Genomic DNA, 26,411 nt, shown 5'->3' on the forward strand with positions numbered 1-26,411 from the left:
GGTTACCCATGCCCGCGATTGAGCGAAGACGCGGGTGGCTGTGGAAAAAAGACTAAAAAAGCTTAGCTTTTCGGCGCTAATCCAAACCTTCCACCATTTCTCCCCACTTATGAAGCTGCTCTCCTGGCTTTTGCCTACCCTGATGCTCACGCTCTTCTTTCACGATCCGCTCGCTGCCCAGAAACTTTCCGTTACCGACCTCACCACCGAACACAAAATTGACCCGATGGGCCTCGACGTGGCACAACCCCGGCTGAGTTGGAAATTGCAAAGTGCCGCGCGTGGGGTGCTCCAGAGCGCGTACGAACTGCGTGTGGCCACGTCCCCCCGGTTTGCGAAGGGCAGCCAGGTCTGGGAGAGTGGCAAAGTGGCGTCCGGCGAATCCGTGCTCCAACCCTACGCCGGCCCCGCCCTCCACGCCGGGCAGCGCTACTACTGGCAGGTGCGTGTCTGGGACCAGCGCGGAAAAGCTTCGGCGTGGAGTCCGGTCGCTTTCTGGGAGATGGGGCTCCTGCAACCCACCGACTGGCAGGCACAGTGGATCGAACCCGTACAGGAAGAAGCGCATGACGGCCCCGCTCTGCTGGTGCGCAAGGCGTTTTCACTCCCGAAACGTGTGGTCCGCGCCCGCGCGTTTGTCACCGCCCACGGCCTCTACGAGTTGTACCTCAATGGGCAGAAGGTCGGCGACCAGGTGTTTACCCCCGGCTGGACCAGTTACGACCACCGGTTGCAATACCAGATGTACGACGTTACCAACCTGCTGCAGCCCGGAGCGAATGCAGTTGGCGCCATGCTGGGCGACGGCTGGTACCGCGGCCTATTGGCCTGGAACGACAACTGGGGCATTTGGGGAAAGAAGATCGGGCTGCTGTGTCAGCTTCAGATTGAATACGAAGATGGTACTCGGGCGATCATCGGGACCGACGGCACCTGGAAAGGCACTGCCGACGGACCGATTCGGTTGAATTCGATCTACAACGGAGAGACGTACGATGCCCGACGCGAAATTTCCGGCTGGAGCACCCCGGGCTTCGACGATGCCGCCTGGCAGGCGGTGCGCGAAAGCGGGGCTTCCACCACGGGGCTGATCGGCATGCAGACCGTGCCCGTCCGTAAAATCGAAGAGCGCAAGCCCGTAAAAATCTGGCGCACGCCGCAGGGTACGCTGGTGGCCGACATGGGCCAGAACATGGTAGGATGGATGCGCCTGACCGTCCGCGGCACTGCGGGCGACACCGTGACCCTCCGCCACGCCGAAGTCCTCGACAAAACGGGCGAGTTTTATACCGACAACCTGCGGGCCGCCGACGCCACGTTGCGCTATGTGCTGAACGGGAACGGGACCGAAACCTACGAACCGCGCTTTACCTTTATGGGCTTCCGCTACGTGGCGGTCGAAGGCTTTCCCGGTGAGCTGACGCCCGAGCACCTGACGGGCGTAGTCATCCATTCGGACATGGAGCCGACCGGCACCTTCACCAGCTCGAACGAACTGCTGAACCAACTGCAACACAACATTCAGTGGGGCCAGAAGGGCAACTTCCTCGACGTCCCGACCGATTGCCCGCAGCGCGACGAACGCCTCGGCTGGACGGGCGATGCCCAGGCCTTCTGCCGGACGGCAGCGTTCAACTACGACGTGGCTGCCTTCTTCACCAAGTGGCTGAAAGACGTCAGCGCCGACCAACTGGACAACGGTGCCGTGCCGTTTGTCATTCCCAACGTGCTGGGCGAGGGCACCTCGGCCGGGTGGGGCGACATCGCCACCATCGGTCCCTGGACGATGTACCAAGTGTACGGCGACCGGCGCTTGCTGGAAACGCAGTACCCGTCCATGAAGCAATACGTCGATTACATCCGCCAGAAAGCAGGCGATAACTACCTCTGGAAAGGCGGCAGCGTCTTCGGCGACTGGCTGTTTTACAAGCCGCGCATGGAAAGCCACACCGAACCCGACGGCTACACCAACCCCGACATGATCGCGACGATGTTTTTTGCCTACTCGGCCCGGCTGGTGGCGCAGGCCGCCGCGGTGCTTGGCAACACGGCCGATGCCAGGGAATACGAAGCGCTGTTCGGCAAGGTGAAAGCCGCCTTTAACCGCGAGTACGTGACCGGTTCGGGACGCATCGCCTCCGATTCGCAGACGTCGTACGTACTGGCGCTGATGTTCGACCTTCTGTCTGAGGACATGCGCCCCAAAGCCGCCGACTACCTCGTGGCCGACATCCAGCGCCGCAACAACCACCTCTCGACCGGCTTTCTGGGCACGCCGTACCTGTGCCACGTCCTGTCGGACAACGGCCACACCGACGTGGCCTACGACCTACTGTTGCAGGAAACCTTTCCGTCATGGCTCTACCCGGTCAAAATGGGGGCTACCACCATCTGGGAACGCTGGGACGGGCAGAAAACCGACAGCACCTTTCAGGATGTGGGCATGAACTCGTTCAACCACTATGCCTACGGCGCGGTGGGCGACTGGATGTACCGTGTGGTGGCCGGCATCGAAATCGACGCGCCCGGTTACCGTAAAAGCCGCATCCAGCCGCATCCCACCCCGAAACTCGACTACGCCCGTGCCACGTTCCAAAGCAGCTATGGCACAATTGGGTCGGGCTGGGAACGGCAGGGCGAAACCCTGCGCATCACGGTCGACATCCCGGCGAACACGACGGCAACCCTCGTCCTGCCCGGCACCACGGTAGAGGCCGTTCGCGAAGGCGGTAAGCCCCTGACCGCGGCCAAAGACCTGCAACCGGCCCGCCAAACCGGCGACGATGTGGTGCTGGAGGTTGGCTCCGGCCACTACGTCTTCGAATACACGGCCACGTCTCTCTGAGGCGAGGCGTCTTTTGTCCATCCCAACCTATCCCCACCACCCCATGAAACCCTGCTTTGTTCTGTGCTTGCTCGGCCTGCTGCTGCCGCTCGCGCTCCACGCCCAACCGCCGGGCGGCGATCTGTACGCCATCACCCGCCTTCAGAAGGGCATCCGGTCGAAGCGCATCAGTTCGTTCGACACCACCGGCAACAACAACGACCGGATCGAACACATCCGCCCCGGCGAAAAGCGTACGCTGTTTCAGGTGCAGGGCGCGGGCATGATCAACCACATCTGGATCACCATAGCGCCGCCGCCCGAAGTGCTGAACCGCGACGACCTGGTGCTCCGCATGTACTGGGACGGCAACCCGTCGCCATCGGTCGAAAGCCCGCTCGGCTCGTTTTTCGGGCAGGGTTGGAACGAAAGTTATCCCTTGTATTCGCAGCCGCTGACGGCCACGCCACTACAGGGCCGGGCGCTGACCAGCTATTTTGTGATGCCGTTTGCCAAGGGCGCGCGCATCGAACTGGAAAACCAGTCGGACCGCGACGTCGATGCCTTTTATTACTATGTCGACTACCTGGAAATGGACAAGCTGCCCGCCAGTACGGGGCGGTTCCACGCCTGGTACAACCAGCAGTTGACACAAACCGACGCGCAGGAAGGCGAGAACGAATGGGGCGTGCTGGGGCCACAGCGCGAAAACCCACGCGGGGAACGCAACTATTTGTTTGCCGATATTCGGGGAAAGGGGCAGTTTGTCGGCGTGAATTACTACATTCACACGCCTACGCCCATCTGGTACGGCGAAGGAGACGATATGATTTTTATCGACGGCAGCGCACGGAACGGCAGCACTCGACCCACGCTAAACGGCACCGGCACCGAAGATTATTTCAACACGTCGTGGAGCCCGAAAACTTCCTTTCAGACACCTTATTTCGGCTATCCGCGCGTTAATACACAGGATGCCGGTTTTGCAGCCGGCTGGGGAGGGCGCACGCACATGTACCGTTTTCATATTGTAGATCCGCTCTATTTCGAGCAATCGCTTAAGTTTACGATTGAGCACGGACACAACAACGTGCTGGTGATGGATCTGCGGAGCGTAGCCTACTGGTATTTGTCGGAAGCCACCGCCGTTCCTGCCATTCCGCCGAAGGCCGAGCGGGCGTTTCGGCCGGAGATTACGCCAGTCGATGTGATGCGCTGGCGCGAAGCCTGGCGGCAGTCGAAGGGGAACGCCACCGACCTGTGGGGCAACGAACAGGAGTAACCAAGCAATCTATTCTAAACACACATAATTAGTATCAATGGCAGAGAATACGTATGACGCCATCGTCGTGGGTTCGGGGATCAGCGGAGGCTGGGCCGCCAAGGAACTCACCGAAAAAGGCTTGAAGGTAATCATGCTCGAACGTGGCAAAAACATCGAGCACATCAAAGATTACGTCAACGCCAACAAAAATCCGTGGGATTTTCCCCACCGGGGGCGTCGCACCCAGCAGATGATCGAGGAGTATCCCGTGCTGAAGCGCGATTATCCGCTGAACGAAATGAACCTGGACTGGTGGGCGAGCGACAAAGATTGCCCCTACACCGAAATCAAACGGTTCGACTGGTTCCGCGGGTACCACGTCGGCGGACGTTCGCTCCTGTGGGGACGGCAGAGTTATCGCTGGGGTGATCTGGATTTCGAAGCAAACGCCAAAGAAGGCATCGCCGTCGACTGGCCCGTGCGCTACAAGGAGATGGAACCCTGGTACGACTACGTGGAGAAATTTGCCGGCATCAGCGGCAACCGCGACGGCATCGCCCACCTGCCCGACGGCCAGTTTCTGCCGCCGATGGAGATGAACTGCGTGGAGAAAGACGTGGCCGCCCGCCTGAAAGACCACTACCAGGGCGTACGCCCAATGATCATCGGGCGGACGGCGCACATCACCGCCCCGCACCCCGGCCGGACGCAATGCCAGTTCCGCGACAAGTGCTGGCTGGGCTGCCCCTTCGGCGGGTACTTCAGCACCCAGTCGTCGACCTTGCCGGCGGCCATGAAAACCGGCAACCTGACCGTGCGCCCCTGGAGCATCGTGACGCGGGTGTTGTACGACAAAGACAAAAAACGCGCTACGGGCGTAGAAATTCTGGATGCCGAAAACAACCAGACGTACGTCTACAACGCCAAAATCATCTTCCTGAACGCCTCGACGCTAAACTCCGCCTGGATTCTGATGAACTCGGCGACCGACGTATGGCCCGACGGCCTGGGCAGCAGCAGCGGCGAACTGGGCCATAACCTGATGGACCACCACCTGGGCGTAGGCGCCGGCGGTTGGGTCGAAGGCTACGAAGACAAGTACGTGTACGGCCGCCGGGCCAACGGCTTCTACATTCCGCGCTTCCGCAACCTGAACGGCGAAAAACGCGACTACATCCGGGGCTTCGGCTACCAGGGTAGCGCCAGCCGCGAAGGGTGGAGCCGCGACGTGGCCGAATATTCCATCGGAGCCGACTTCAAAGAAGCCCTGACCGAGCCCGGCCGCTGGACCGTCGGGATGGGAGGTTTCGGGGAGATTTTGCCGTACCACGAAAACTACGTGAAGCTCGACAAGGACAAGAAAGACAAGTGGGGGCTGAACGTGCTGGCGATCGACTGTGAGTTGAAAGACAACGAACTGAAGATGCGCAAGGACATGCAGAACGACGCCGCCGAAATGCTGACCGCCGCCGGCGTGAAAGACGTGCACAGCTGGGATGGCGACGGCACACCGGGGCGTGGCATCCACGAAATGGGCACCGCGCGCATGGGCAAAGACCCCAAAACGTCGGTCCTCAACAAGTGGAACCAGATCTGGGACGCGCCCAACGTGTTTGTGACCGACGGCTCGTTCATGACCTCGGCGGCCTGCCAGAACCCCTCGCTTACCTACATGGCCTTTACGGCCCGGGCGGCCGACCACGCCGTCAGCGAACTGAAAAAACAAAATCTGTAGACTCAACCTTCCGATTGATATGATAAACAGAAGAGAAGCCCTGGCGCGCGTGGCCCTGATCATGGGCGGCACCGTGGTAGGCGCCGAAGCGTTTCTGTCCGGCTGCACCAATAGCCCCGAACAGGTCGCCAACATCCTCGACTTTACGCCCGACACCGTCGCGCTACTCGACGAAGTAGGCGAAACCATTCTGCCGACCACGGCCTCGTCGCCCGGTGCGAAAGCCGCCAAAATCGGCGACTTCATGAAAGTAATCGTGACTGACTGTTACGACGAAAAGGACCAGAAGACGTTTGCCAAAGGCGTCGAAGAGATCGACAAAGCTGCCGACAAGGAATACGGAAAAGCATTCGTGGCGCTGAGCGACGATCAGAAGCAAGAACTCCTGATTGCGCTGGACAAGGAAGCAAAGGGATATCAGCCCAAGGAAGGCGAGTCGCCGCATTACTTCACGCTGATCAAGCAGCTTACGTTGTGGGGGTATTTTACCTCGGAAGTGGGAGCGACCAAAGCCCTGCGTTACCTGCCGGTGCCCGGCCGCTACGACGGTTGCGTGCCGTACGAGAAAGGCGAAAAAGCCTGGGCGTTGTAAGCACAATAACGCTAATCAAACCCAAAGGTCAGGTGCTGTGGCATCTGACCTTTTTTGTGGGAGCATGTGCCCACCAAAGGTACCTCCGCTAAACCCGGAGCACCTGCGGTCCGCCCGAATTACTTACTTTTCAGCTAAACGCTATTCTCCTCAACGCTATTCTCCTCATGGTACGTCTGCTGTTCTCTGTATTCCTGAGTATTACCTGCGCGCTCGCCGCTTACGCCCAGTCTACATCCCTGAACCGGGACGCGCTGGCCGATGAGATGGAGCGCTCCTTCAAAAAGGAATTGCTGTCCGCGTGGTATCCCCGTACGCTCGACCGGCAGGCGGGTGGTTTCCTGAGCCGGTTCGATTACCAGTGGCAGCCCAAAGGCGATCAGGAAAAGATGATCGTGACGCAGGCCCGGCACGTCTGGCTCAACGCGAAAATCGCGCAGTTTTACCCCAACGATCCGTTGGCGCTGTCGGCAGCCCGGCACGGCGTGCGGTTTTTGCGCGAGCACCTGTGGGATGCGGAACAGGGAGGTTTTTACTGGCTGGTCACCCGGCAGGGGAAACCCATTCCGGAGGCCACAGGCGAGTTGATCAAACAGGCGTACGGCAATGCGTTCGGCATCTACGCGCTGGCGGCGTTTTACGAAGCATCGCACGACCCCGAGGCTCTGCAGTTTGCACAGGAAGCGTTTCGCTGGCTGGATCAGCACGCGCACGATCCCGAATCCAGCGGTTATTTTCAGTTTCTGCAACGCGACGGCACGCCCCTCAAAGCGGGCTACAAAAATACGCCCCCGAAAGACCAGAACTCGTCGATTCACCTGCTGGAAGCGTTCACCGAACTCTACCACGTCTGGCCTGACCCAACGCTACGCGACCGCCTGCACGAGATGCTCGTGTTGATCCGCGATACTATCACGGTCGAGCCCGGCACCCTGACGCTTTTCTCCACCGCCGACTGGCAACCCGTATCGTACCGTGACTCGTCGGCCGCCGCGCAGCAGGCAAATTTTTACCTCGATCACGTGTCGTTCGGCCACGATGTCGAAACCGCTTACCTGATGCTGGAAGCCTCCGAAGCGCTGGGCCTGGAACACGACACGATCACATTAATGGCGGGGAAAAAGATGGTAGACCATGCCCTGAAAAACGGTTGGGACCAAGCGGTCGGCGGCTTTTACGATGGCGGCTATTACTACAAAGACCGCCCCGGCATCACCATCGTGCAGGACGGGAAAAACTGGTGGTCGCAGGCCGAAGGACTCAACACGCTGCTCCTGATGGGCGACCAGTTCCCGAACGACCCGATGCGCTACCACGCACAGTTTCAGAAACTCTGGGCCTACACCCGGCGCTACTTGATCGACCACGAACACGGCGGCTGGTACGAAGGCGGGTTGGACAAGGAACCCCAACGGAAAATGGGCGACAAAGCCCACATCTGGAAAGCCGCCTACCACGACGGCCGGGCGCTAATGAACTGCATCACGCGGCTACGGAATGGCGACTGAGTGAGCGCGGCGCTTGGTAATTTGTGGAAAACTAGCTTAGTAACCGTAATGCGTAGTGCTATTTAGCTCGGACCCTCTATGGAAATTCTTTGCGAATGATAAGTCTCCAATCAAGATTTTCAACTTCCTGGATTGCTGAAAAAATTGCGTTCTTACCACTAAACATCAGTGTGTCATTCGTTAATCTTAATTCTAAATAGTCTAAATGAACATCACTGGGTTTGGGAATATATCTAGCGCTCACAAACCCGATTTTAATCATCTCTGACGATTTGAGAACGAGTCGGTACGTCGCACGTCCGTTTACGTTGATGCGACTGATTTTCCTATTAGGTAGCTCTTCGATATCGTTCGTATGGGGAGCATAAATGACCTCTATCTGTTCGTTTGTGCGATTTTCGAGGCGTAGATCATGAGAGGGATCGCACCCTGTTAAAAGCAAAAGGGTAATGAATCCCCATAAGGTAAAGGCGATTAATTTATTATGTCTCATACAAGCTAATCTCTGCGCTACTCACTCATTCACCACCTCACTCATTCACTCATTTTTTCGCTACTACCCACACCAGGCGTTGGATGGTATCGTCTTCCAGAATCGTGAAGCCGGCATCGAGAAGGTAGCCGATGATCCGGGCACGGGTGACACGCACCTTTTCGTAAGAGCTGATTTTCTGCACCCAGCGGTCGCCCTCGCGTTCGTACACCTGATCGGTAACCCGCACTTTTTCCGGGAAGTACTCGAGGATGCAGGTATGGATGCGCGTGTCGTCCTGTCTGACGGGTAGAAAGCGTTGGGTGTCGGTCAACTCCTGACTGTAATCGCGGAAGGTGAGAAGCAGTTTACCCCCTTCGGGGAGAATTGTGTAGACGTCGTCGATCCACTGGCGGATTTCCTCTTTGGAGGCGAGGTGTGGCAGCGTATCGCCACAGCAGACGACCAGTTCCGGCGCAAACGATTGATGCCGTGTGACGTCGCGGAGGTCGCCTTTCTCGACGGTAACGGGCAGGTCCTGGGTCCGTTCCTGTAGCTCGGCCAGGAGCTGATCGTTGAAATCGACGGCGCGTACCTCGTAGCCCAGTTCTGCCAAGGCAACGGTCTGGAGGCCGTTTCCCGCCCCGAAATCAATCGCCTTGCGGGTGAGCGCAGGCAGTAACCCTTTCTCCCGAAACAGACGGGCTTGTTCCTGTTGCTTTTCCTGAAAATCGCCCAGCATCCAGGCGTAAAAATTCCCCAGATGCCGGGCGTAATGTGCTTCTGCCGACATGGTCGGGAAGTTACACGAAAATCATCAGGAGCGTCAGCGCGATCCCGCCGAGGGTGAAATACAGGCCCTTACGGAAGACGCTGGTGGACGGGCGGAACATCCAGAACGCGGAAATCACGAAGAAGAGGAGGGACAGCCCGAAGAAAATGTTCAGGAAGTAGAGCGGCGAGTTAGTGGTGGCTTTGTGGAGTTGCGTGAGTTTGCCGAGGATGAAGGGCAGGTCCTTGGTCGTATACTGCGCTTCCCCGGTGGCGCGGTTATACGTGCCGGCTTCGAAATAGAGCACGTCCCCTTCGGTTTGGGTGACTTTAAATTCCCGCATCCGCAACGCCCGGCCCAGTTCGTCCGGCCCCAGGTTGGGTTCCAGGGTACGTTCGACCTGCTGTTCTACTTTCAGAAAATCGGTGGTGCGGTAAATCATGACGATGCCGCTGATCGCGTACACGGCCATCACGCCCGCCAGAAAAAAGCCGAGGTACCGGTGAATAATCCGCATGAGCATCGAAGTCGATGGTTTGGTTTCCATGTTGAGCAAAATGAAATGAAGACAGAGATAAAGAAATGGTTTTGAGGATCGGGTTGTCCCAAGAAGCGCGCAAAGATACACAGCGAACCGACTCGATGCGGATCGGGTGCGTGCGGTATGAACATCCGGGCGTTAGAGGAACATGCGGCCCGAACGTTTAATGCCCAACGAAAAAAATGGTCAGGAGAGGGGCGGGAGACAAGAGAATTACGGGTTGAGTTGCCAGAGGGCGTAGGTCCACAGCACGTCGTACAGTACCCAGACGGCGTAACACGTGACGAGCCAACCCGAAAGCCGTTCGTGGTGGCGCAGCGTCCAGGCGAGCCAAAGCACCGGAATCAGAAAAAGAAGGATGCCGACAAACCCGTTCCACGTGCTGCGCATCCCCAGGAAAGCAAAATTCCATGCCTCGTTGCCGACCAGCACCGCAAGCGTAAGCAGCAGTGCCTGCCGACGGACCCGGGCTTCCTGAATCCGGGTCAGCACGCGGTACAGCACCACTCCGAATAATACGTAATACAGCAGACCGATCGCGGTGAAGGCCCACAGCGGAATCAGAAAATCAGGCTTTTGCAGCGGAAGGTACCACGTCTCCAGCGCGTCGCCCGTAAACACGTTACCCAGCAACGCCAGGACGAAGCAAACCCCGATGGCCGTGCCCAGAGCACGTCGACGGGAATGGCGAGAAGGGAGCGCGGAGTGCATAGGAGGGTAGCGTAGCGTATGCAAAAATTATCAATGAAATGCCTACGGATTACAAATCACTCAATCACTCAATCACTCAATTCCCCCCTTACAAATGCTTGATGCGACTTTCGTATTTCCGGTAAAGTTCCTCGTTGCTGTAACCGTCGATGTTCTGGCTGTGGTAAATGGGGAGTTTGACGCCCTGCGCGGCCGCCAGTTTCATCGCTTCGGTGGCGATGGTGTTGACGATCAGGATGCCGGACATCGAAGAGGCGGGGCCGGTCAGGTTCCCGTCCACATGCATCAGCCCGTCGCCGGAGGGCACGCAGTTGTCGATCACCAGGTCGGCCACTTCGTAAAGTTTCCGGCCACTCGGGTGGCGCGACGGGTACTGTTTGGATTGTTCGAGCGACGTGATGGCGATGACTTGTAATCCTTCCTTCCGGGCACGGAGGGCCATTTCCAGCGGCATCGCGTTCCGGCCGGAGTTGGAAATCACGAGCATCAGATCGCCGGACCGAATGTCGTACTTGTCCCACAACACGTCGGCCAGCCCGGAAATCCGTTCCACTTCCGCCCCCCGGCGCGCCCCGCTCGTCGACAGCACCAGGTCGTCCAGCACGGCGTTGACCGGGGCCAGGCCACCCGCCCGCGTGAAGAGTTCCAGACCGATCATGTGCGAGTGGCCGGTGCCGAACGTGTGGATGATCCGATCTTCGACCAGCGCCCGGGCCATCCAGCGGGCCGCCTCTTCCAGTTGCGGTTTCTGCGAGGTGGCGATGCGCTGAATCTGTTCCTGGACTTTGGTGACGTACTCAAACATGGGTAGGGAATTTGCGCACAAAGGTACAACCGGGGCGCGAGGGCATCACGATGCCGGAACGGACTGATCGACCAACGCCAACCGTCCGACGACCGACCGGGGCGGTAGCAACGAGCCCGGCGACAGCACCGCGTTCGCTCCGATGCGGCTGTCGTCGCCCACCAGTGCGCCGAATTTGGTAACGCCCGTGTCGAGCACCGCCCTCTGGTACTGAATCCGAATCCGTTTGTCGGTCCGTTCGTTAAAGTGGTTCGCCGTGAGGGCTCCCGCCTCGAAGTTCACCCGCCGCCCGAGTACGCTGTCGCCGATGAAATTAAAATGCGCCACCGCACTCTGCGGACAGAGGAGCGACGTTTTCAACTCACAGCCCGGCCCGACCGACACACCTTCGCTCAGTACCACACCGCCCCGCAGGTACGCATGCGCCCCCACAAAGCAGTCGGCATGAATGAGGATCGGCGCTTTCAACACCACGCCCTGTTCGAGCCGCGCCGTCCGGTGAATCGCCACCCCATCTTGCACGTGATAATCGTCACCCAGGGTAGCAATCCAGTCGGGAATCAGATGAGGCAGTTGGGCTGTCAGTTCCCAGGGCAACCAGCGGGCTTGGGCGGGAAACAGGGCAGCGAAATCGGCGATAAAGTCAGAGAGGGAGAGCATGGCACGAAGCTACCGTTTCGTCCAGAAACACCCACTAAGGATGTATACGATCGATAACTACTTCGCCCGCTATGTCATCCTGAAAAGGATCTCTTTTCAAAAGAGAGGCTAAGTTCCCGATGAAGAGAAGCAAGATCCTTTCAGGATGACAGAAAAGTGGCTAATCTCAATAGTGCATTACATCAATCATATTTTGATTTACACCCTTTCTTGTCATTTCGACCGTAGCGGGTGCCGCGCAGGGAGAAATCTTCTAAGTTGTGAAACAAGATCTCTCATCGCTCCGCGGCGGCTACGTTCGAGATGACACACAAAATCAGGAATGCGATTGATTAGGGGAAGTCACTCAATTTCCCGTAGCTGATCGTCCTGTCGGGACGTCCTCCCCAAAGTAAAAGTAAACTGTGCCGTGGTAGTCGCGGCCGAGGCGATCGACCCCGTTGGGTTGGCCCTGCGGGCCGTGGTCGGAGGCGGGGTGAAACTTGGTGCCGATCGGTGCGATGCCGTGGAGGAAGGAAATGTCACCCGTCGGAAAGTCGACGTGTGTGGTGCGGGGATCTTCCGCTTCGGTGGGCGTGAAGAGGCGCAGGAAGAGGTCGTCGGTCGTAGTGACCATCGTGATGGGGGCCTGCCGGGTGTCCAGCGTGGCCCAGTAGAGGTCGGCGTGGAAGCCCTTGAACTCCGGGTAGTCCCACACGTTGCCCGTCACGGCGTCGTTGTATGCCTTCTGCCACGTACCGAACGCGACGCCTTTCATGCGGTTTTTCCAGACGCGGTACGGCCCGCGGCCCAGCCAGCGCACGCCGGTCACTTGATCTTCCGGGTAGTGAAACGAGACGCCGAGGTAGGGATGCGTTTCGCCGCCGCGGTAGTGGTACGTGTAGTCGAGCCGGAGCCAGCCACTGGGCAGGAGTCGCCAGACGAGGTACCTCAGGTTGCTTTCCTGATCGTACTGCGCCTCCACCACGTAATCGGAACCGTCCTGCTGCCACGTCACCTTGGGAAGCGTGGTGGTTCCCTCCAGCAGTTGCGGCCCCATTTCGAAGGAAATCGGCTGGCCGTTCCGGCTGAGATGCAGGAGTGTACCGTTCGTGGCGTCGATCTGCACCTGTAATCCGTTCGTGCGCATCCCCACGATGCCGTCACCCTGTGCACCGTAGACCGTGCCGGACCCCGGGGTGACGAAGCGCTCGGCCAGTTGTGCGGGCGAGGGAATCATCCAGGTCCAGGTATACACTGCTTGTCCGTGCGGATCGGTGGCGGTGAGGCGGAGGGCGTCGTGCTGTGACCAGTCGGTCGGAAGATCGAGCGCGAGCGTACCCCAGGCACGCGGCGCTACGTCGGGGCCGGTCGTCTGTCCGTGTGCCGCAACATGCGCGGTGGTGTCGGTCAGCGAGGGAAAGTCGACGAGTTGCCACTGGAATTGCACCTGCTTCAAGTTCGTGAAGTCGTAGCGGTTTTCCACGCGTAGAGCCCCGGTGAAGCTGGCGGGTAGCCGGTCCTGTCCGCTTTGTTCGAAGTAGATCGGCGACCAGATTTCCCTGATCGCATAAAAACTGCCTTCTTTTTCGCGGTGCGGCCCTACGATGCCGTCCGGTGCGCGGTTCCCGGCCACGTCGATCCGCCCGCTCTGATCGTCCCGGACGATGCCTTCGTCGGCAAAAGCCCAGAGGAAGCCGCCCACCGCCAGGGGGTTGTGCCACATCGCCTGCCACCAGTCGTCGAGGCCCGCGCCCAGCCCACCGTCATAGAGGCCGTGCAGGAACTCAGTCGGCAAAAACAGATCCGATCCGTGGAAGAACGTGCCGGGGCAACAGTCGTAGGCTTCGTAGTGGGCGGTGTTGATGCCGTTCGTGTTGAGCCAGGGGTGGAGCAAAGTGCGGCGCTGCGGGTCCCACTTCGCGTAATCGTCCACCAGATCGAAGTTGAAACCGCCTTCGTTGCCGTTGTCCCAGAAGAGAATCGAGGGGTGGTTCACGTCCCGGATCACCAGTTCGCGCACCAGCTTTTCGCCCACCGTGGTGTCGTAGGCCGCCTGCCAGCCGGTCAGTTCGTCGAGCACGTAGAGCCCCAGCGAATCGGCCACGTCGAGGAAGTGCGAGTCGGGCGGGTAGTGACTCATGCGCACGGCGTTCATGTTCATCGCCTTGATCAGTTGCGCGTCCTGCAAACTGAGGGCGGGGGAGGTGGTCCGTCCGGTTTCGGGCCAGAACGTGTGGCGGTTCACACCCTTCAGGTGGATTTTCTGATCGTTGACGTATACGCCATCGTGGGGACGTACCTCCACCGTCCGGAAGCCGAACGTCTCGGTAATTTGATGGAGCGTCTGGTCGTTCGCGCGCAGTTGCACCAGCACTCGGTACCGATAGGGAAACTCCGCCGACCACGGTTGGATGTTACGGACCTGGGTTTGCAGCCTTACTTCGGTCTGTCCCGCTTGAATGGCCGCCGAAAACGGTTCGCCGACGGGCGTGCCGTCGAGTTGCTGGAGTTGCGCCGTGACCCGCCGGGCCGAGGTGATGCTGTCGAGAAAGACGTCGATGGAGAAGGCCCCGGTATGGCGCGCGTCGATTGCGGTGCGGACCAGGTGCTGCGGCGGGCGGGCTTCCAGCCAGACGGGACGAAAAATCCCTCCGAAGAGCCAGAAATCGGCTTCCCGCTCCGCCTTGTTGACCGAGCGATTGGTGGAGAACTTTCGCACCCGGACTTCCAACAAGTTATTCTGGCCGTATTTCAGAAACGAAGCAACCGGATACCGGAACTGGTAAAAGCCGCCCTGATGGATTGGCCCGACCGCCTGCCCGTTTATTTTTACTTCTGTGTCGGTCATCACCCCGCCGAACACCAGGTCGATGGCCTGTCCCTGCCAGTCGCGCGGCACGCGGAAGCGGACTTGGTAGTCGCCCACGCTGTCGGGCGCGAGGTCGTCACCTTCCCAGTCTTTGTAATAGTGGTAGGTGCCGTAGCCCTGCATTTCCCAGTTGGAGGGCACCGGAATCTTGCCCCAGCGTCCGGCCTGCCGCCCACCCGATACCCGAAAGCGCCAGTCGACCGTGTGGTCTTTGTCCGTGCCGGAGAGGTACTGTCGTTGCGTGGTTTGGGCGAAAGAGGAAGGCGTGATCAGGCAAGACAGCAGGAGAGCGAGGGTGGCGGAAAACACGAGGCACAGCGAGCGAAGCGCAAAGAGCATAGGGGTGGAGTAGGTAGGTGAGGGCTAAGAAGACGGACTTGTAAAAATGAAAAATGAGCGCTTGTTCGCACGGGGCAGAGCGTAAGAAATGAGTGAATGGTACGGAGCGCAGCGTGGGCAGAGCGGAAGAAATGTAGAGTTATGAGTTTAAAATTTAGAGTGGGCAGTCTTCGGTGGGCAGTAGTGCGTGATGCATCACCGCAACCGCTCTTTAAACTCTTAACTTTTCAACTTTGAACTCAGAACTTTTCAACTTACAACTCAATCCATTGATTCACCAAGAACCAACTGTCGACTTTCTAAACCTGCAACGTTCCAACCGCTCAACCTCTCAAGAAAGGGAGCGCCAGAGTAGGAAGTGGGGGCCGGAAAGGGGCACGTTGAATTCTTCGCCGTAGGGCTCGAAGCCCATTGCGCGGTAGAAAGGCAGCGCCGAGGTGCGTCCCTGGCACCAGACGACCGTGCCGCCGTGTTTGCGGATGTGGTCCAGGCAGGCGTTCACCAGCGCGGCACCGAATCCCTTACGTTGGACGTCGGGGAGGGTCGCCATGCCGCGGAGTCGCCAGCCGAAGGCGCGGGGGGCAGCGGGGCAGGGTTCAGGCGTAACCGAAGCGATGCCGACCAGCCGTTCGGCTTCGGCCGGATCGGGCACAAACGCGCCGGCGTGGAGGGCCAGCGGATGCGTGTCGCCGGTAAAGATGAGGGTGTTGGGTTTCTGGCGCGGGCGCAACACACGGTGGCGCAACAGACGCGTTTCGGCGGCGGTAATGGGTCGGATTTCGGGTGACATGGCGCAGGCAAGGAAGGTTACTACAAAGTTAAGACGCGACGGAAAACAATCCAGTGCTCACGCCACTTTCCCGGGAAAATCCTGTGCAAAATGAGTTAAAGACGTATGGTCAGGGCATCGATCAGCGCATCGATTTCTTCCGTGGTGTTGTAGTAGTGCGGCGAAATGCGCAGGGCCGTAGTGGCGCCTTTAGCGTCCATGTCGATGACGCCGTGGTTGCGGGCGGCGGCACTGAGGTTGATGTTCGCCTCGCGCAGTTGCTGCATCAGGGTTCGGGCGTCGTGTCCGGCGACCGCGGCCGTAACGATAGCACAGCGTTTCGTTCCCCGGTCCAATACTTCTACACCGTCAAGATCAGCGAGTCGGTCACGCGTGTAATCCGCCAGGGCACCGGCCCGTCGGTAGCCGATCACGCCGGTGCGGAGGGCGTAGCGGGCGGCTTCGCCCAGCCCCACGATCAGGGCTTGCGAGAATTCGAAGTTCTCGAACCGCTTGGCATCGTCGCGCACCTCGAATGCATTCGGATCGCTCCAGAGACCGCCCTGCGTATCGAGGTAGAGGGGATACCAACCCTGTTTCAGGGCGCGTTCCGATACGTACAGAAAGCCCAGCCCGCGCGGCCCGCGCAGAAACTTTCGCGACGTGGCGGCCAGAAAATCGCAGTGCAGTTCATGTACGTCGAGGGGCAGTTGCCCCACCGCCTGGCAGGCATCCAGGATAAGCGGCACGTCCGCCTCCCGGCAGATCTGTCCCACCGCTTGCGCATCCTGCACCAGCCCGGAATTGGTCGGCACCCAGGTCATCAGTACGAGTTTCGGACGGTGTTGCGCGATCAGCGCTTGCACAGAGGCCGGATCGACCCCTCCCTCCGGGAGATCTTCGGCCCGGATCACCCGAACGCCCCGCCGCTGGGCGAGGCTGAGCAGCATGATCTGGTTCGACGAGTAATCGACGTTGGTGGTAAGGACCACGTCGCCCGCCTGCCAGTCGAACGCGCTCAGCGCCTGCGACACCGCAACGGTGGCGTTCTCGACCAGAGCGATCTGTTCCGGCAATGCGCCGATCAGTTGCGCCAGCGCGCGGTACGTCCCTTCGATTTCGTCGGCGGCCAGTGCGGCGAGTTCGTAGCCGCCCAGCATCATCTCCCGTTCCAGGTAGTGTGTCACGGCCTCGACCACGGAACGGGTCATCAGGCTGGCCCCGGCGTTGTTGAGGTGCAGGCGTTCGGTACAGCCGGGCGTGTCGTAACGCCATTGCTGGAGAAGCGCCGGATTGATGTTGAGCGAAGGAGTAGAAAGCGACATAGCGGCAACGGTTTGCCCAAAGGTACGCGCCGCCCGTCAAATGCCTCAGGTGGAGTGGGTCGTGACCTGACAGGTCACCGGAAAATGGTCGGACGCATGGGGATACTTTCGGTAGATCTTCTGGCCGTCGGGCATCTCTTCGTGGATCTGCGCCCCTGCGATCCAGGATGGCACGTTGCGGGTGTACAAGATGTGGTCGATCCAGACCCGCTGGTAAACCCCGTCGAAAATCGGGTCTTTGAAACTGGCCGTGTAAAGGTCGTCGAAGTCGAGTCGGGCCTTTTTTTGCGGTGTAAGGGTATCGAACAGGGCGTTACCGAGCGTAAAGTCGGCGTTCCAGATTGAGCCCATCAGCCGTTCTACGCCGCTGGCCTGCAAACGCATCTCGCTCGTGTCGAACCCGGGTCCGTCGTTGATGTCACCACACACGAGCAGCGGTACCGCCTGCGTAGCCGGGTCCGAAAGGTAAGGCTCGAAAAACTGTTCGCGGAGGCGGTTGCACTGCGCGATGATCTTCTTGCGGTTGCCGTCGGCCAGCGCCCACCACTTCGACCATTCGTACGCCCCGAACACGCCCTTGCTCTTGAGGTGCAGCCCCAGCACGCGGAACGTGGTGCCGTCCCGAAGGCGTAGTTCTGCGTAGAGCGGGCGGCGCTCAAACTTGTGCAATTCCTCCAGTTTGTCGCCGTCGGTGTCCATCTGAAACGGATCGGTCGCAGCTTTCAGCACCGGGGCTTCGGCCGATGACGAGGAATCGAACTGCACGAAAGGGGTTTCCTGAAACAACCCGGTATCCGTCCGCACGGCAAGGCCGACGCTCTGTGCCCCCGACGGCTGCACGGCACAGCGCCACTGCCCCTCCAGGTGCGTATCGAAAAACAGTTGGAGCTCGTCGGTCCGGTTGGGTCCTTCTACCACAACCCACACGTCGGCCGCCAGGTCGCCCATCACCCCCGACACATCGGTCCGACGTTGCGCCACGGTGTTTTCCCGTTGCGGACCGTTGACTTTTGCAGTGTCGTCTTTGAAAGTGGGAGGATCGCCGGTAAACAGGTCGTTCATCCATTCCACGTTCCAGACGGCGAATCGAAGTTGTGCCATAGTAGTAGTGAGAAAGCGTTGCGGCGCAAAAGGTACGGGGTATTCCAGGGAATCGGAAGGGTGACGGCAAAAGATAACATCCTGATCATCAGGACGCTTATTATTACATCATCGTCAATTCGGGACGCGCTGCGGTCGCTTGCGTGATTTCTCCAATCATAAAAGGAGAACGACTAGGCAGACGTGACGATCACTTTGCCCTTCACGTCCCCAGTGCCGTAATACCGGAAGGCCGCGGCCGTATCAGCCAGGGGAAAAGATCGGTCAATGACAGGGCGCAGGGGGCCGGCCTCGTAGAGTTCGTTCAGCACGGTGAGGTCGCGGTTGGGGACCAGGGCCAGAATGCCGAGTTGTCGGGCGTTCATTTTCGAGAGAAGCGGTCCCAGCAGCATGGCCTGCACTATGGACGAAGACGTACCCCCGATCATCAGAAACCTGCCGCCCGGTTGCAGGGCGCGGGCGTAGTCGAAAAGCGACCGGTTTGCCACCACGTCGATGATGCGGTCGTAGCCCCGCCCGCGTTTTGCCAGCGAAGCGGGTGCGGTAAAATCCTCCTGTTGATAGTCGATCACGTGGTCGGCTCCGAGCGCTCGCAGGAAGTCCAGTTTATCAGCGCGGTCCACGGCCGTCACTTCCGCCCCGAAATGTTTGGCCATCTGCAACGCCAGGGTACCGACCCCGCCGCCCGCGCCGTTCAACAGCACCCGTTCGCCCGGCCGGACCGGGATGTCGCGCAGGCTTTGCAGCGCCATCATGCCCGCTTGCGGCAACGCGACCGCCTCTTCAAACGACATGTGCGGGGATTTCAGCGCCAGCGCCTTTTCGGGTGCACAGGCGTACTCCGCAAACCCACCCCAGCCCGATTCGCACAGATCGCCGAACACTTCGTCGCCGGGCCGGAACCGCGTGACCTGCGGGCCTACGGCTTGGACCCGACCGGCTATGTCGGCTCCGGGAACTTGGTATCTGGGTTTGGTCAGTCCCCACATCCGCACGAAAAAGGGCTCTCCCCGTAGCATGTCCCAGTCCCACGAATTGATCGAAGCGGCGTGAACCTTCACCAGTACCTCGTCGCCCTGGGGCGAGGGAACGGGGAGGTCCCGGAGCGAAAGCACTTCGGGGGTGCCGTACTGCGTGTAAACAATCGCTTTCATATTGCGTTTAGGCGGCCTGTGCCGCGACGGATTGTGTTTTTTCGTTAACGCCTTTGATCAGAAGCCATAGGATGATCGAAAATTCGCCCACCGTTCCGGTCACCGACGTGATGGGCGACACAAACTTCTGAAAGGTGGGGAAGAGCAGTTCGGTCACGCTGTTGGCCAGGTACCCGAAACAGGCAATCATCAGCAAGATGCCCAGCAGACGCGGCAGAAAGCCGGAGTGGTAGACCAGCAGCCCGAACGGAAAGAGCCAAAGGCCCCAGAACACTTCGACCACCACAATGCCGTAGTGGTAGAGCCGCAGAAACACCATCGCCAATGCCTGCAACTGCGCGGGGTCGAAGGCCGCTAAAAATTCGACTTCGCTCAGCAGCACCAGGACGGCCAGTTGATTCACCAGGTTGAGAAACGCAATGGGCACCGCTACGATCACCAGCACGAGCATTAGCCGGGCGTATGATTCGTGCACCGGCCGGAGCAAGCGGTAGAGGGCCAGCACCAGGAAGATGAAGAGCGTCTGACACAGCAGATTCGCCACGATGCCCGCGCGGTAAAGCCCTTCGGCCTGGAGGATGTTGGCGGTGGTGGCCGCGGCGTCGCCCGATACTATCAGTTGGGAGGGAACGTACATCAGGCCAAACATGCCGGCAAATCCCATCAGGAGGTACAGCAGACCGGCAAGGCGGGCAGTTTTGTTGGGGGAGTCCATACGCATTGTAGTTTGGAAGGAAGATCGAACTGACCTAAAGGGATGGGGCCTTGAAGCCTCTGTGTCGGCGAGCGGGACGTTGTGGCCAGGCCCCTTTGCTGCGGACAAGTAAAGGCGGGAAACCGCCGCAGAAAACACTTTTTACACAAGGCGGCGAGCGGGGGTATGAGGTACGCCCTGCCGGGATGAGTGGTCGTGGGATACTGGGGTGGGCTCAGCCCGATCTTGTGCCGTCCTGACCAGTGCTGCCAGGGGCCTGCACCACTGTCTATACACATAGTTGAGCATACGATCCGCCAGCCAGGGCATGCGGATCGATCGTCAAGAAGGAGTCACATGCATCATGCGAGGTATCCCCATCAGTGCATCGAGTGCGTAGGTACATCCCTGCGCCGATGTAACGAAGACGATTGTTCGGGCGCTGGTAAAAATACCGGACCTGATCGCCCCACGAATGCAAATCAGCGTGCCTCCCAGTGTCTGGGGAATCGTCATCGTCATGTGGACGGGCTCGAAGGCTCGTTTGAAGATCTAAGCAAAGGTGAGGGCAATGGCAATCAGGAGAATGACGAAAGCCAAAGTCCCTTTCTGCCAACATCCTGCCTTCAGGGCTACAGCCAGCGGCCTACGCGGGTCTGGTAGCGGGTATAGTCGCCCCCGAACCGTTGGGTGAGGTACGCTTCTTCTTTTTGGATCACGAACCGGTTGATGAGTTCGGTGATGAGCGGCACCAGAATGACGGGCCACCAGTTGCCCAGCAGCAGGGCCAGCCCCACGTACAGAAACAGCATGCCGACGTACATCGGGTTGCGCGTCAGGCGGTAAGGGCCGCGGATCACCAGCGCACGCGAGGGTTTATGGGGGAGGGGATTGGTCCGGTCCTGCCAGAAGAGCCACAGGGCCCACCCGACCAGCACACTACCCGCCGCGCCGAGCAACCCACCGCCGATCCACCGCAGAAGCAGGTAGACCTCCGGCAGCGGAATGAGCCACTGCATCAGGAAACCGAGAAGAAACACCGCCACGTACATCAGCGGCGGCGGAAATTTTACGTTGGCGTGGTTGGAGGGTGTCGTGCTCATCAGCCGTTTTTGTCGTCGTGGTTCACCAGGTCGATCACAATGCAGGTGGCCAGAATCGCGACGTCGTCTTCGCCGTCGACGATGTCCACCCCGTAGGTATCGCTCCAGGCGAAATAGTCTTTCGAAACGCGGGCTACCTCCCGACCGGAGCGCTCAAACACGTATTCGTGGCTGAAGAACGAGCCGGAAATGGTGTAATCGTTCGGGCCGGGAACATCGAGCGTGAAGTGACTCTTGAACCAGGAAAACTCCTTGACCACTTCGGCAAACAGGTCGCCCTGGCGGTAAATTTCGTACCGCGGTTTTAAACTCATCAGCTTTTGCGAAATGAAGGCCAGTTCCAGTCCGTCCCGGTCCTGAAAACTCAGCTTGTCGCCCCACGAAAACACTTTCCCTTCGATGCGGAACATGTCGTTCTGTTCGGCATCACGAATCACGAAAGTGTCGGCAAAAGACCAGATTTTTTGTTTGAGTAGGTAGCGCATGGATACAAAGGCAAGGTAAAGAATGCGCCAAAAATTAACACATTCCGGCGACCTGTCAGGCAGAAAGGGAGGAAAGGGCCCAACTGCGCATAAGCGGCTTCGGCCGTAGGGCTACAGCGTGTGGATCACCTGCCCCTCGCCGGGAGAGCCAAGCGCCCTGGGAGGATTTGTGGGTTTACGGACGAAAAATTACAGCAGCGATAGACAGTGCAAAGACACCGACAAAGCGATGCTGGACCTGTGCCGCTGCCGAACGGGATGGCCTTTGGGCAGGCGCGCCGCCGCGCAGCTTTGCGCCGTAGTTGCCGTATGAAGCGCCTTTCATACGAACAGCTGACCTGCAAACATACATCTCCTACAAACGCCCGTTGCTGGCCGTATGCGCCGAAAAACTAGCTTTGGCGACGCGTGAGGGCGTATTCCAAACTGCCTCCATACCCCACGGTGCGCACCAGACGGGCCCCGGGTGACTTTCCGGATTTTTAACACAGGAGCAGAGCCGCCTCAGCCGCGTCGCTGCCCCTCCCGGATCAGCCTCCCCAACCTTTCCGAGCCTGCGAAACGGAAGATGGACAGAGGAGCCACCCGCCTCACGGGTGAAGCCGTTACAGCAAAAATCGCCAACTAATCCCCACTCTTATTAAATGTCATGAAAAAGAGTTTACTTTTTTACTGTGTGTGGCTGTTCTCCCTGGGGACCGCTTACGCGCAGACGCCGCTACCGACCGCTGCGCTCGACCTGACGTTGCAGTCGACCTATTCGGCGCAGACCATTCGCTCCGGCGTTGCGTACAATCCGGATCAGAAACTGTACTACAGCGTGACACCCAACAGCTCGAACTACCTGATCGAGACGTTCAATGCCGCGGGGGTTTCAAAAGCAAAGGTGAGTGCCGGGTTTGATTACGCCGGCGTCTGGTGGAACCCGAACACCCGCCAACTGGAAGGAAACGGATCGTTTTTCGGAGGAATCTGGGTACAGAATCTGGATGCCAATGCTTACCCGCTTAGCTCAGGAAGAAACGACATTCCCAACACAATGGGGCCTTATTTCTTTTCTTCTGCCCAGTATGACTGGATGGCCGATGAAATTATCCACTACTATGAAGGTAACATCTATCGCTACAAGCGGGCTACCCACGAGCCGGTAGGGACCGTGAGCGTGACGGGATTACCGGTGCCTACCGAAGACGTTCACAATGCATTCATTGCCTATACCGGGCTGCCGGGCTACGAAATAGGGTTGTACAACGAGCAGGAGAAAGTGCTCTACTATGTAAACAAAGCCACCGGGGCGTATGCAGGCAGTTCTCAGTTGCCGGTAAATACGCCTTCGGTCAGCTTGTTTAACCTGGGTTTTGCCAACGGACGCCTGTGGGTGTTCGACGACGCTACCCTGCGCTGGAACGGCTACAAGGTAATGTGTACGGCAACCTCGGGCGAGATTACGGCGACCGCTTGCGAGCGTTATACTTCACCCAGTGGCAAACACACCTGGACCGAAAGCGGTACCTACCAGGACCAACTGACCAATGCGGCCGGATGCGACAGTCTGCTGACCATCCGCCTGACCATCAAGAAGCCTACGGCGGCAACGTTCACGGAAGTTGCCTGTTCGCGTTACGTCTGGCGCGGCAAAACCTACACGCAAAGCGGCACGTACCGGGACACGATTCCGAATGCGGCGGGCTGCGATAGTGTGATGACGCTGAATCTGACCATCACACAACCGACCGCCTCCACCACGACGATTGCTGCCTGCGGTGCGTACGACTGGATGGGCACCACCTACACCGAGAGCGGTACCTACCAAACGACCATTCCGAACCGGGCGGGCTGCGACAGCCTCATGACCCTGAAACTTACGATCCACCAGCCGACGGCTTCTACACTGGCCATGACCGCGTGTGGCGCTTATGCGTGGCGGGGGAAAACCTACGAGGAAAGCGGCACCTACCGGGATACGATCCCGAACGCAGCGGGTTGCGACAGTGTGCTGACGCTGAACCTGACCATCACGCAACCGACTGCGGCGACGTTCCAGGCTACGGCTTGCGAGCAGTACGAATGGCAGGGCCAGGTGTATACCTCGGGGGGCACCTACCGGGATACCATTCCCAACGGGGCCGGGTGCGACAGCATCATGACGTTGGAACTGACGCTTCTGCAACCCACCGCTTCCACGACGCAGATTACTTCGTGCACACGCTACGAATGGCAAGGCACCGCCTATACCGAGAGCGGCACCTACCAGGCGACCATTCCGAATGCGGCCGGGTGTGATAGTGTCATGACGCTGGAGCTTACCATGAATCAACCGACCACTTCTGCCGCCACCGTAACCACCTGCGAGGCGTATGAATGGCGTGGCACCACTTACGAAGCCAGTGGCACGTATCGGGACACGATTCCGAATATAGCGGGCTGCGATAGTGTGATGACCTTGACGCTGACCATCACGCAACCGACCGCCTCCACCGCGACGATTGCCGCCTGCGGCGCGTACGACTGGATGGGCACGACCTACACCGAGAGCGGTACCTACCAAACGGCCATTCCGAATGCGGCTGGTTGCGATAGTGCCATGACCCTGAAACTTACCGTCACCACAGTGGATACGTCGGTGACCGTCGAGGGCGGCACGCTCACCAGCAATGCCGCTAATGCTACTTACCAGTGGGTGGATGTAGCGCAGAACTACCTGCCGATCGAGGGAGCCACCGCGCAGCAGTTCACGCCGGAGGCCAGCGGCACCTACGCCGTGATCGTCACCCAAGGCGAATGCAGCGATACGTCGTCGCACCTGTCGGTCGTGGTCACGGGAGTTGCCGATCGCCTGCTGGCGACGCACTGCAAAGCCTATCCTAACCCGACGGCGGGGGACGTGACGCTCTCGCTGGGACAAACCTACCGGCAGGTTGAGGTGCGTGTGCGCAACACCATGGGGCAGATCGTAGCGGTGATGCGGGCCGACGCTACCGCCGAGGTGCAGGTGCCGCTGCCGGGTGCCGCCGGGCTCTACATCGTCGAAGTGCAGGCCAACGAGCAGCGTACCCAACTCAAAGTCGTGAAGCGATAAGCTAGCACTCGCATATCTTACTTAACATCACCAAGCGCCTGGCCGGAGATCCGGTCAGGCGCTTTTGCATGGTCGCTATTCAAACACGACGGTGCGGTTGTGGTGGAAGAAGACGCGCTCTTCCAGCAGGAGTTTCAAGGCGCGAGCCAGGACCAGTTTTTCGATGTCGCGCCCCGCCTGCGCCATGCTGGCCGCCGTGTGCGTGTGCGTAACGGGCAGCACGTCCTGAGCGATGATCGGACCGGTATCCAGATCGTTGGTGACGGCATGGGCCGTGGCACCGATGATTTTTACCCCCCGCTCGAACGCCTGATGGTAGGGGCGCGCGCCGACAAAGGCGGGCAGAAACGAATGGTGGATGTTCAGGATGCGGAACGGATAGCGGGCCACAAACTCGGGAGAGAGGATGCGCATGTATTTCGCCAGCACCAGGTAATCGGGGCGGTACTGTTCGAGCAGCGCCAATACGCCCCGCTCGTGCGCGGCGCGGTCGTGGGTGGCCGGCACATGATGAAACGGAATGTCGAAGCGGTTCACGAGCGGTTCCAGCACGGCGTGGTTGCTGATGACCGCCTGGATGTCCGCGTTCAGTTCGCCGTCGGCGTGGCGCAACAGCAGGTCGCCCAGGCAGTGCGACTCTTTGGTGGCCATCAGCACAATGGGGCGTTTGCCCGCCGTAGCCAGCCGTACCGTCGTGGCCGGCGAGAGGCGCTGGCGCAACTGGTCCACCACTACCTGCGGAGGACGGTCGCCCGCAAATGCGGTGCGCATAAAGAAGTACTGGGTACTTTGGTCGACAAACTCTTGGTTGCTGATGATGTTGAAGCCGTGTTCAAACAGCACTTGGGTGATGCGGAAAACCAGACCCGGTTCGTCGGGGCAATCGATGTGGAGCAGGTGCGTCACAAAAACAGAGCTAACGCCCGCAGAGGGGCGGAACGTGGGGAATTATTCTTCAGTGTTGGTCGGGGTATACAGCGTCGCCTGCGAACACAGGCGGGCCGAAAACTGCTTCTCCCAGGTGGTGCGTAGTTTGCCGAGCAAGGCAAAGTCCTCGTCCGTTTCGGCCATGGCGCACCAGTAGGGGAAGTGCAGAAACAGCATTTTGTTGTAATTGATCACTGCTTCTTCCAGTTGGCCTTCGGCATCGAGGGCCTCCAGCGCCTCCCACTGCAACAGCGGATCGGGTTGATGCAGCCCCTCGTGCAGGTTGCCGAAAACGCGCGTGGTGGGCTCGTAGCCCTGGAAATCTTCCCGGAAAAAGGCCTGGGTCAGCTCGATCATCCCGAGAATCTGGGCATTGAGTTCGGGTAGCACTTCGGCAATGACCCACAGTTCCTCGTGTTCCGACGTCCCTACGTTCTGTTTCTTGAACTGGGTGGCGTACGCATCTTTCACCTCGAACCGCAACACGTAGCCGCACCCCTTGTCCGAATCGGCATTCCACTCTTTCGCAATCTGGCAGGCGTAGGGTTCGTTCAACACGGGGTAAAAGATGGGTTGCTGGGCCAGCCGGGCCGGAAACGCCTTCATCCCCGATTCGTAAATCAGCCGCAGTTCATGAATACCAACAGGTCGCCAGAGAATCATAGAAAGTTGAGTTTCAGATGAGTGGCGGCAACTTAAT

General features: G+C 59.3%; 22 protein-coding genes. 6 read left to right on the plus strand and 16 right to left on the minus strand.

What is annotated here, in order from left to right; all coding sequences use genetic code 11:
• Positions 1 to 109: 109 nt before the first annotated feature.
• The 5 genes from BLR44_RS22695 (at position 110) to BLR44_RS22715 (ending at position 7,923) form a co-directional block, all read left to right on the plus strand.
• A complete protein-coding gene (locus BLR44_RS22695; RefSeq protein ID WP_089686482.1) occupies positions 110 to 2,845 on the plus strand; it encodes a glycoside hydrolase family 78 protein in 2,736 nt (911 codons plus the stop codon).
• Between the two features lie 43 nt (positions 2,846 to 2,888).
• On the plus strand, positions 2,889 to 4,106 hold the full coding sequence (locus BLR44_RS22700) for a glycoside hydrolase family 172 protein (protein ID WP_089686484.1): 1,218 nt from the start codon (positions 2,889 to 2,891) through the stop codon (positions 4,104 to 4,106).
• 37 nt (positions 4,107 to 4,143) lie between these two features.
• Positions 4,144 to 5,823, plus strand: a complete 1,680-nt coding sequence (locus BLR44_RS22705; protein ID WP_089686486.1) for a GMC oxidoreductase — start codon at positions 4,144 to 4,146, stop codon at positions 5,821 to 5,823.
• Positions 5,824 to 5,842: 19 nt separating this feature from the next.
• Positions 5,843 to 6,415, plus strand: coding sequence for a gluconate 2-dehydrogenase subunit 3 family protein (locus tag BLR44_RS22710; protein WP_245706148.1), 573 nt, complete (start codon positions 5,843 to 5,845; stop codon positions 6,413 to 6,415).
• A 167-nt stretch (positions 6,416 to 6,582) separates the two neighbouring features.
• Positions 6,583 to 7,923: an AGE family epimerase/isomerase gene (locus tag BLR44_RS22715; protein WP_089686488.1), complete on the plus strand. Its 1,341-nt coding sequence runs from the start codon at positions 6,583 to 6,585 to the stop codon at positions 7,921 to 7,923.
• A gap of 76 nt (positions 7,924 to 7,999) precedes the next feature.
• On the opposite strand, the gene BLR44_RS22720 is transcribed toward BLR44_RS22715, so the two are convergent.
• The 14 genes from BLR44_RS22720 to BLR44_RS22785 form a co-directional block, all read right to left on the minus strand.
• Positions 8,000 to 8,416: a hypothetical protein gene (locus tag BLR44_RS22720; protein WP_089686489.1), complete on the minus strand. Its 417-nt coding sequence runs from the start codon at positions 8,414 to 8,416 to the stop codon at positions 8,000 to 8,002.
• Between the two features lie 49 nt (positions 8,417 to 8,465).
• Positions 8,466 to 9,188, minus strand: a complete 723-nt coding sequence (locus tag BLR44_RS22725) for a class I SAM-dependent methyltransferase (RefSeq protein WP_089686491.1) — start codon at positions 9,186 to 9,188, stop codon at positions 8,466 to 8,468.
• Between the two features lie 10 nt (positions 9,189 to 9,198).
• Positions 9,199 to 9,714, minus strand: a complete 516-nt coding sequence (locus tag BLR44_RS22730; RefSeq protein WP_176956171.1) for a PepSY domain-containing protein — start codon at positions 9,712 to 9,714, stop codon at positions 9,199 to 9,201.
• A gap of 207 nt (positions 9,715 to 9,921) precedes the next feature.
• On the minus strand, positions 9,922 to 10,419 hold the full coding sequence (locus BLR44_RS22735) for a TspO/MBR family protein (RefSeq protein ID WP_089686494.1): 498 nt from the start codon (positions 10,417 to 10,419) through the stop codon (positions 9,922 to 9,924).
• A gap of 88 nt (positions 10,420 to 10,507) precedes the next feature.
• Positions 10,508 to 11,224 (minus strand): sugar isomerase domain-containing protein, encoded by a 717-nt coding sequence (locus tag BLR44_RS22740; protein WP_089686496.1) that lies wholly within the window; start codon positions 11,222 to 11,224, stop codon positions 10,508 to 10,510.
• 45 nt (positions 11,225 to 11,269) lie between these two features.
• Complete coding sequence (locus BLR44_RS22745) at positions 11,270 to 11,884, minus strand: DapH/DapD/GlmU-related protein (RefSeq protein WP_089686499.1); 615 nt, start codon at positions 11,882 to 11,884, stop codon at positions 11,270 to 11,272.
• 346 nt (positions 11,885 to 12,230) lie between these two features.
• Positions 12,231 to 15,074 carry a glycoside hydrolase family 2 TIM barrel-domain containing protein gene (locus BLR44_RS22750; RefSeq protein ID WP_089686501.1) on the minus strand — a complete coding sequence of 948 codons (2,844 nt, stop codon included), beginning with the start codon at positions 15,072 to 15,074 and terminating at the stop codon, positions 12,231 to 12,233.
• A gap of 331 nt (positions 15,075 to 15,405) precedes the next feature.
• Positions 15,406 to 15,864, minus strand: coding sequence for a GNAT family N-acetyltransferase (locus BLR44_RS22755; protein WP_089686502.1), 459 nt, complete (start codon positions 15,862 to 15,864; stop codon positions 15,406 to 15,408).
• Between the two features lie 95 nt (positions 15,865 to 15,959).
• A complete protein-coding gene (locus BLR44_RS22760; RefSeq protein WP_089686505.1) occupies positions 15,960 to 17,168 on the minus strand; it encodes an aminotransferase class V-fold PLP-dependent enzyme in 1,209 nt (402 codons plus the stop codon).
• Between the two features lie 45 nt (positions 17,169 to 17,213).
• The gene (locus tag BLR44_RS22765) at positions 17,214 to 18,269 is read right to left on the minus strand and encodes an endonuclease/exonuclease/phosphatase family protein (protein ID WP_089686507.1); all 1,056 of its coding nucleotides are present in this window, start codon (positions 18,267 to 18,269) and stop codon (positions 17,214 to 17,216) included.
• Between the two features lie 173 nt (positions 18,270 to 18,442).
• Positions 18,443 to 19,423, minus strand: coding sequence for an NAD(P)-dependent alcohol dehydrogenase (locus tag BLR44_RS22770; RefSeq protein WP_089686509.1), 981 nt, complete (start codon positions 19,421 to 19,423; stop codon positions 18,443 to 18,445).
• A 7-nt stretch (positions 19,424 to 19,430) separates the two neighbouring features.
• Entirely contained in the window at positions 19,431 to 20,138 is a 708-nt protein-coding gene (locus BLR44_RS22775; RefSeq protein ID WP_176956172.1) for a DUF4386 domain-containing protein, read from the minus strand.
• Positions 20,139 to 20,749: 611 nt separating this feature from the next.
• Entirely contained in the window at positions 20,750 to 21,220 is a 471-nt protein-coding gene (locus tag BLR44_RS22780) for a methyltransferase family protein (protein WP_089686513.1), read from the minus strand.
• On the minus strand, positions 21,220 to 21,705 hold the full coding sequence (locus tag BLR44_RS22785) for an LURP-one-related/scramblase family protein (protein WP_089686515.1): 486 nt from the start codon (positions 21,703 to 21,705) through the stop codon (positions 21,220 to 21,222). Before BLR44_RS22785 ends, BLR44_RS22780 begins: the two co-directional genes overlap by 1 nt.
• 649 nt (positions 21,706 to 22,354) lie before the next feature.
• On the opposite strand from BLR44_RS22785, the gene BLR44_RS22790 reads away from it, so the two are divergent.
• The gene (locus tag BLR44_RS22790) at positions 22,355 to 24,784 is read left to right on the plus strand and encodes a T9SS type A sorting domain-containing protein (protein WP_089686517.1); all 2,430 of its coding nucleotides are present in this window, start codon (positions 22,355 to 22,357) and stop codon (positions 24,782 to 24,784) included.
• Positions 24,785 to 24,859: 75 nt separating this feature from the next.
• Here the strand turns inward: BLR44_RS22790 and purU are convergent, their stop codons facing one another.
• The gene (gene purU / locus BLR44_RS22795) at positions 24,860 to 25,690 is read right to left on the minus strand and encodes a formyltetrahydrofolate deformylase (protein ID WP_245706149.1); all 831 of its coding nucleotides are present in this window, start codon (positions 25,688 to 25,690) and stop codon (positions 24,860 to 24,862) included.
• Positions 25,691 to 25,732: 42 nt separating this feature from the next.
• Entirely contained in the window at positions 25,733 to 26,374 is a 642-nt protein-coding gene (locus BLR44_RS28950; protein WP_176956174.1) for a hypothetical protein, read from the minus strand.
• Between the last annotated feature and the right edge of the window lie 37 nt (positions 26,375 to 26,411).

The sequence above is a fragment of the Catalinimonas alkaloidigena genome (assembly GCF_900100765.1).
Lineage (GTDB): Bacteria > Bacteroidota > Bacteroidia > Cytophagales > Flexibacteraceae > Mooreia > Mooreia alkaloidigena.

Bases quoted from the DNA above. Each gene is read 5' to 3' on its own strand.
- BLR44_RS22695 (WP_089686482.1), top strand. From the start codon at position 110: ATGAAGCTGCTCTCCTGGCTTTTGCCTACCCTGATGCTCACGCTCTTC.
- BLR44_RS22700 (WP_089686484.1), top strand. From the start codon at position 2,889: ATGAAACCCTGCTTTGTTCTGTGCTTGCTCGGCCTGCTGCTGCCGCTC.
- BLR44_RS22705 (WP_089686486.1), top strand. From the start codon at position 4,144: ATGGCAGAGAATACGTATGACGCCATCGTCGTGGGTTCGGGGATCAGC.
- BLR44_RS22710 (WP_245706148.1), top strand. From the start codon at position 5,843: ATGATAAACAGAAGAGAAGCCCTGGCGCGCGTGGCCCTGATCATGGGC.
- BLR44_RS22715 (WP_089686488.1), top strand. From the start codon at position 6,583: ATGGTACGTCTGCTGTTCTCTGTATTCCTGAGTATTACCTGCGCGCTC.
- BLR44_RS22720 (WP_089686489.1), bottom strand. From the start codon at position 8,416: ATGAGACATAATAAATTAATCGCCTTTACCTTATGGGGATTCATTACC.
- BLR44_RS22725 (WP_089686491.1), bottom strand. From the start codon at position 9,188: ATGTCGGCAGAAGCACATTACGCCCGGCATCTGGGGAATTTTTACGCC.
- BLR44_RS22730 (WP_176956171.1), bottom strand. From the start codon at position 9,714: ATGGAAACCAAACCATCGACTTCGATGCTCATGCGGATTATTCACCGG.
- BLR44_RS22735 (WP_089686494.1), bottom strand. From the start codon at position 10,419: ATGCACTCCGCGCTCCCTTCTCGCCATTCCCGTCGACGTGCTCTGGGC.
- BLR44_RS22740 (WP_089686496.1), bottom strand. From the start codon at position 11,224: ATGTTTGAGTACGTCACCAAAGTCCAGGAACAGATTCAGCGCATCGCC.
- BLR44_RS22745 (WP_089686499.1), bottom strand. From the start codon at position 11,884: ATGCTCTCCCTCTCTGACTTTATCGCCGATTTCGCTGCCCTGTTTCCC.
- BLR44_RS22750 (WP_089686501.1), bottom strand. From the start codon at position 15,074: ATGCTCTTTGCGCTTCGCTCGCTGTGCCTCGTGTTTTCCGCCACCCTC.
- BLR44_RS22755 (WP_089686502.1), bottom strand. From the start codon at position 15,864: ATGTCACCCGAAATCCGACCCATTACCGCCGCCGAAACGCGTCTGTTG.
- BLR44_RS22760 (WP_089686505.1), bottom strand. From the start codon at position 17,168: ATGTCGCTTTCTACTCCTTCGCTCAACATCAATCCGGCGCTTCTCCAG.
- BLR44_RS22765 (WP_089686507.1), bottom strand. From the start codon at position 18,269: ATGGCACAACTTCGATTCGCCGTCTGGAACGTGGAATGGATGAACGAC.
- BLR44_RS22770 (WP_089686509.1), bottom strand. From the start codon at position 19,423: ATGAAAGCGATTGTTTACACGCAGTACGGCACCCCCGAAGTGCTTTCG.
- BLR44_RS22775 (WP_176956172.1), bottom strand. From the start codon at position 20,138: ATGGACTCCCCCAACAAAACTGCCCGCCTTGCCGGTCTGCTGTACCTC.
- BLR44_RS22780 (WP_089686513.1), bottom strand. From the start codon at position 21,220: ATGAGCACGACACCCTCCAACCACGCCAACGTAAAATTTCCGCCGCCG.
- BLR44_RS22785 (WP_089686515.1), bottom strand. From the start codon at position 21,705: ATGCGCTACCTACTCAAACAAAAAATCTGGTCTTTTGCCGACACTTTC.
- BLR44_RS22790 (WP_089686517.1), top strand. From the start codon at position 22,355: ATGAAAAAGAGTTTACTTTTTTACTGTGTGTGGCTGTTCTCCCTGGGG.
- BLR44_RS28950 (WP_176956174.1), bottom strand. From the start codon at position 26,374: ATGATTCTCTGGCGACCTGTTGGTATTCATGAACTGCGGCTGATTTAC.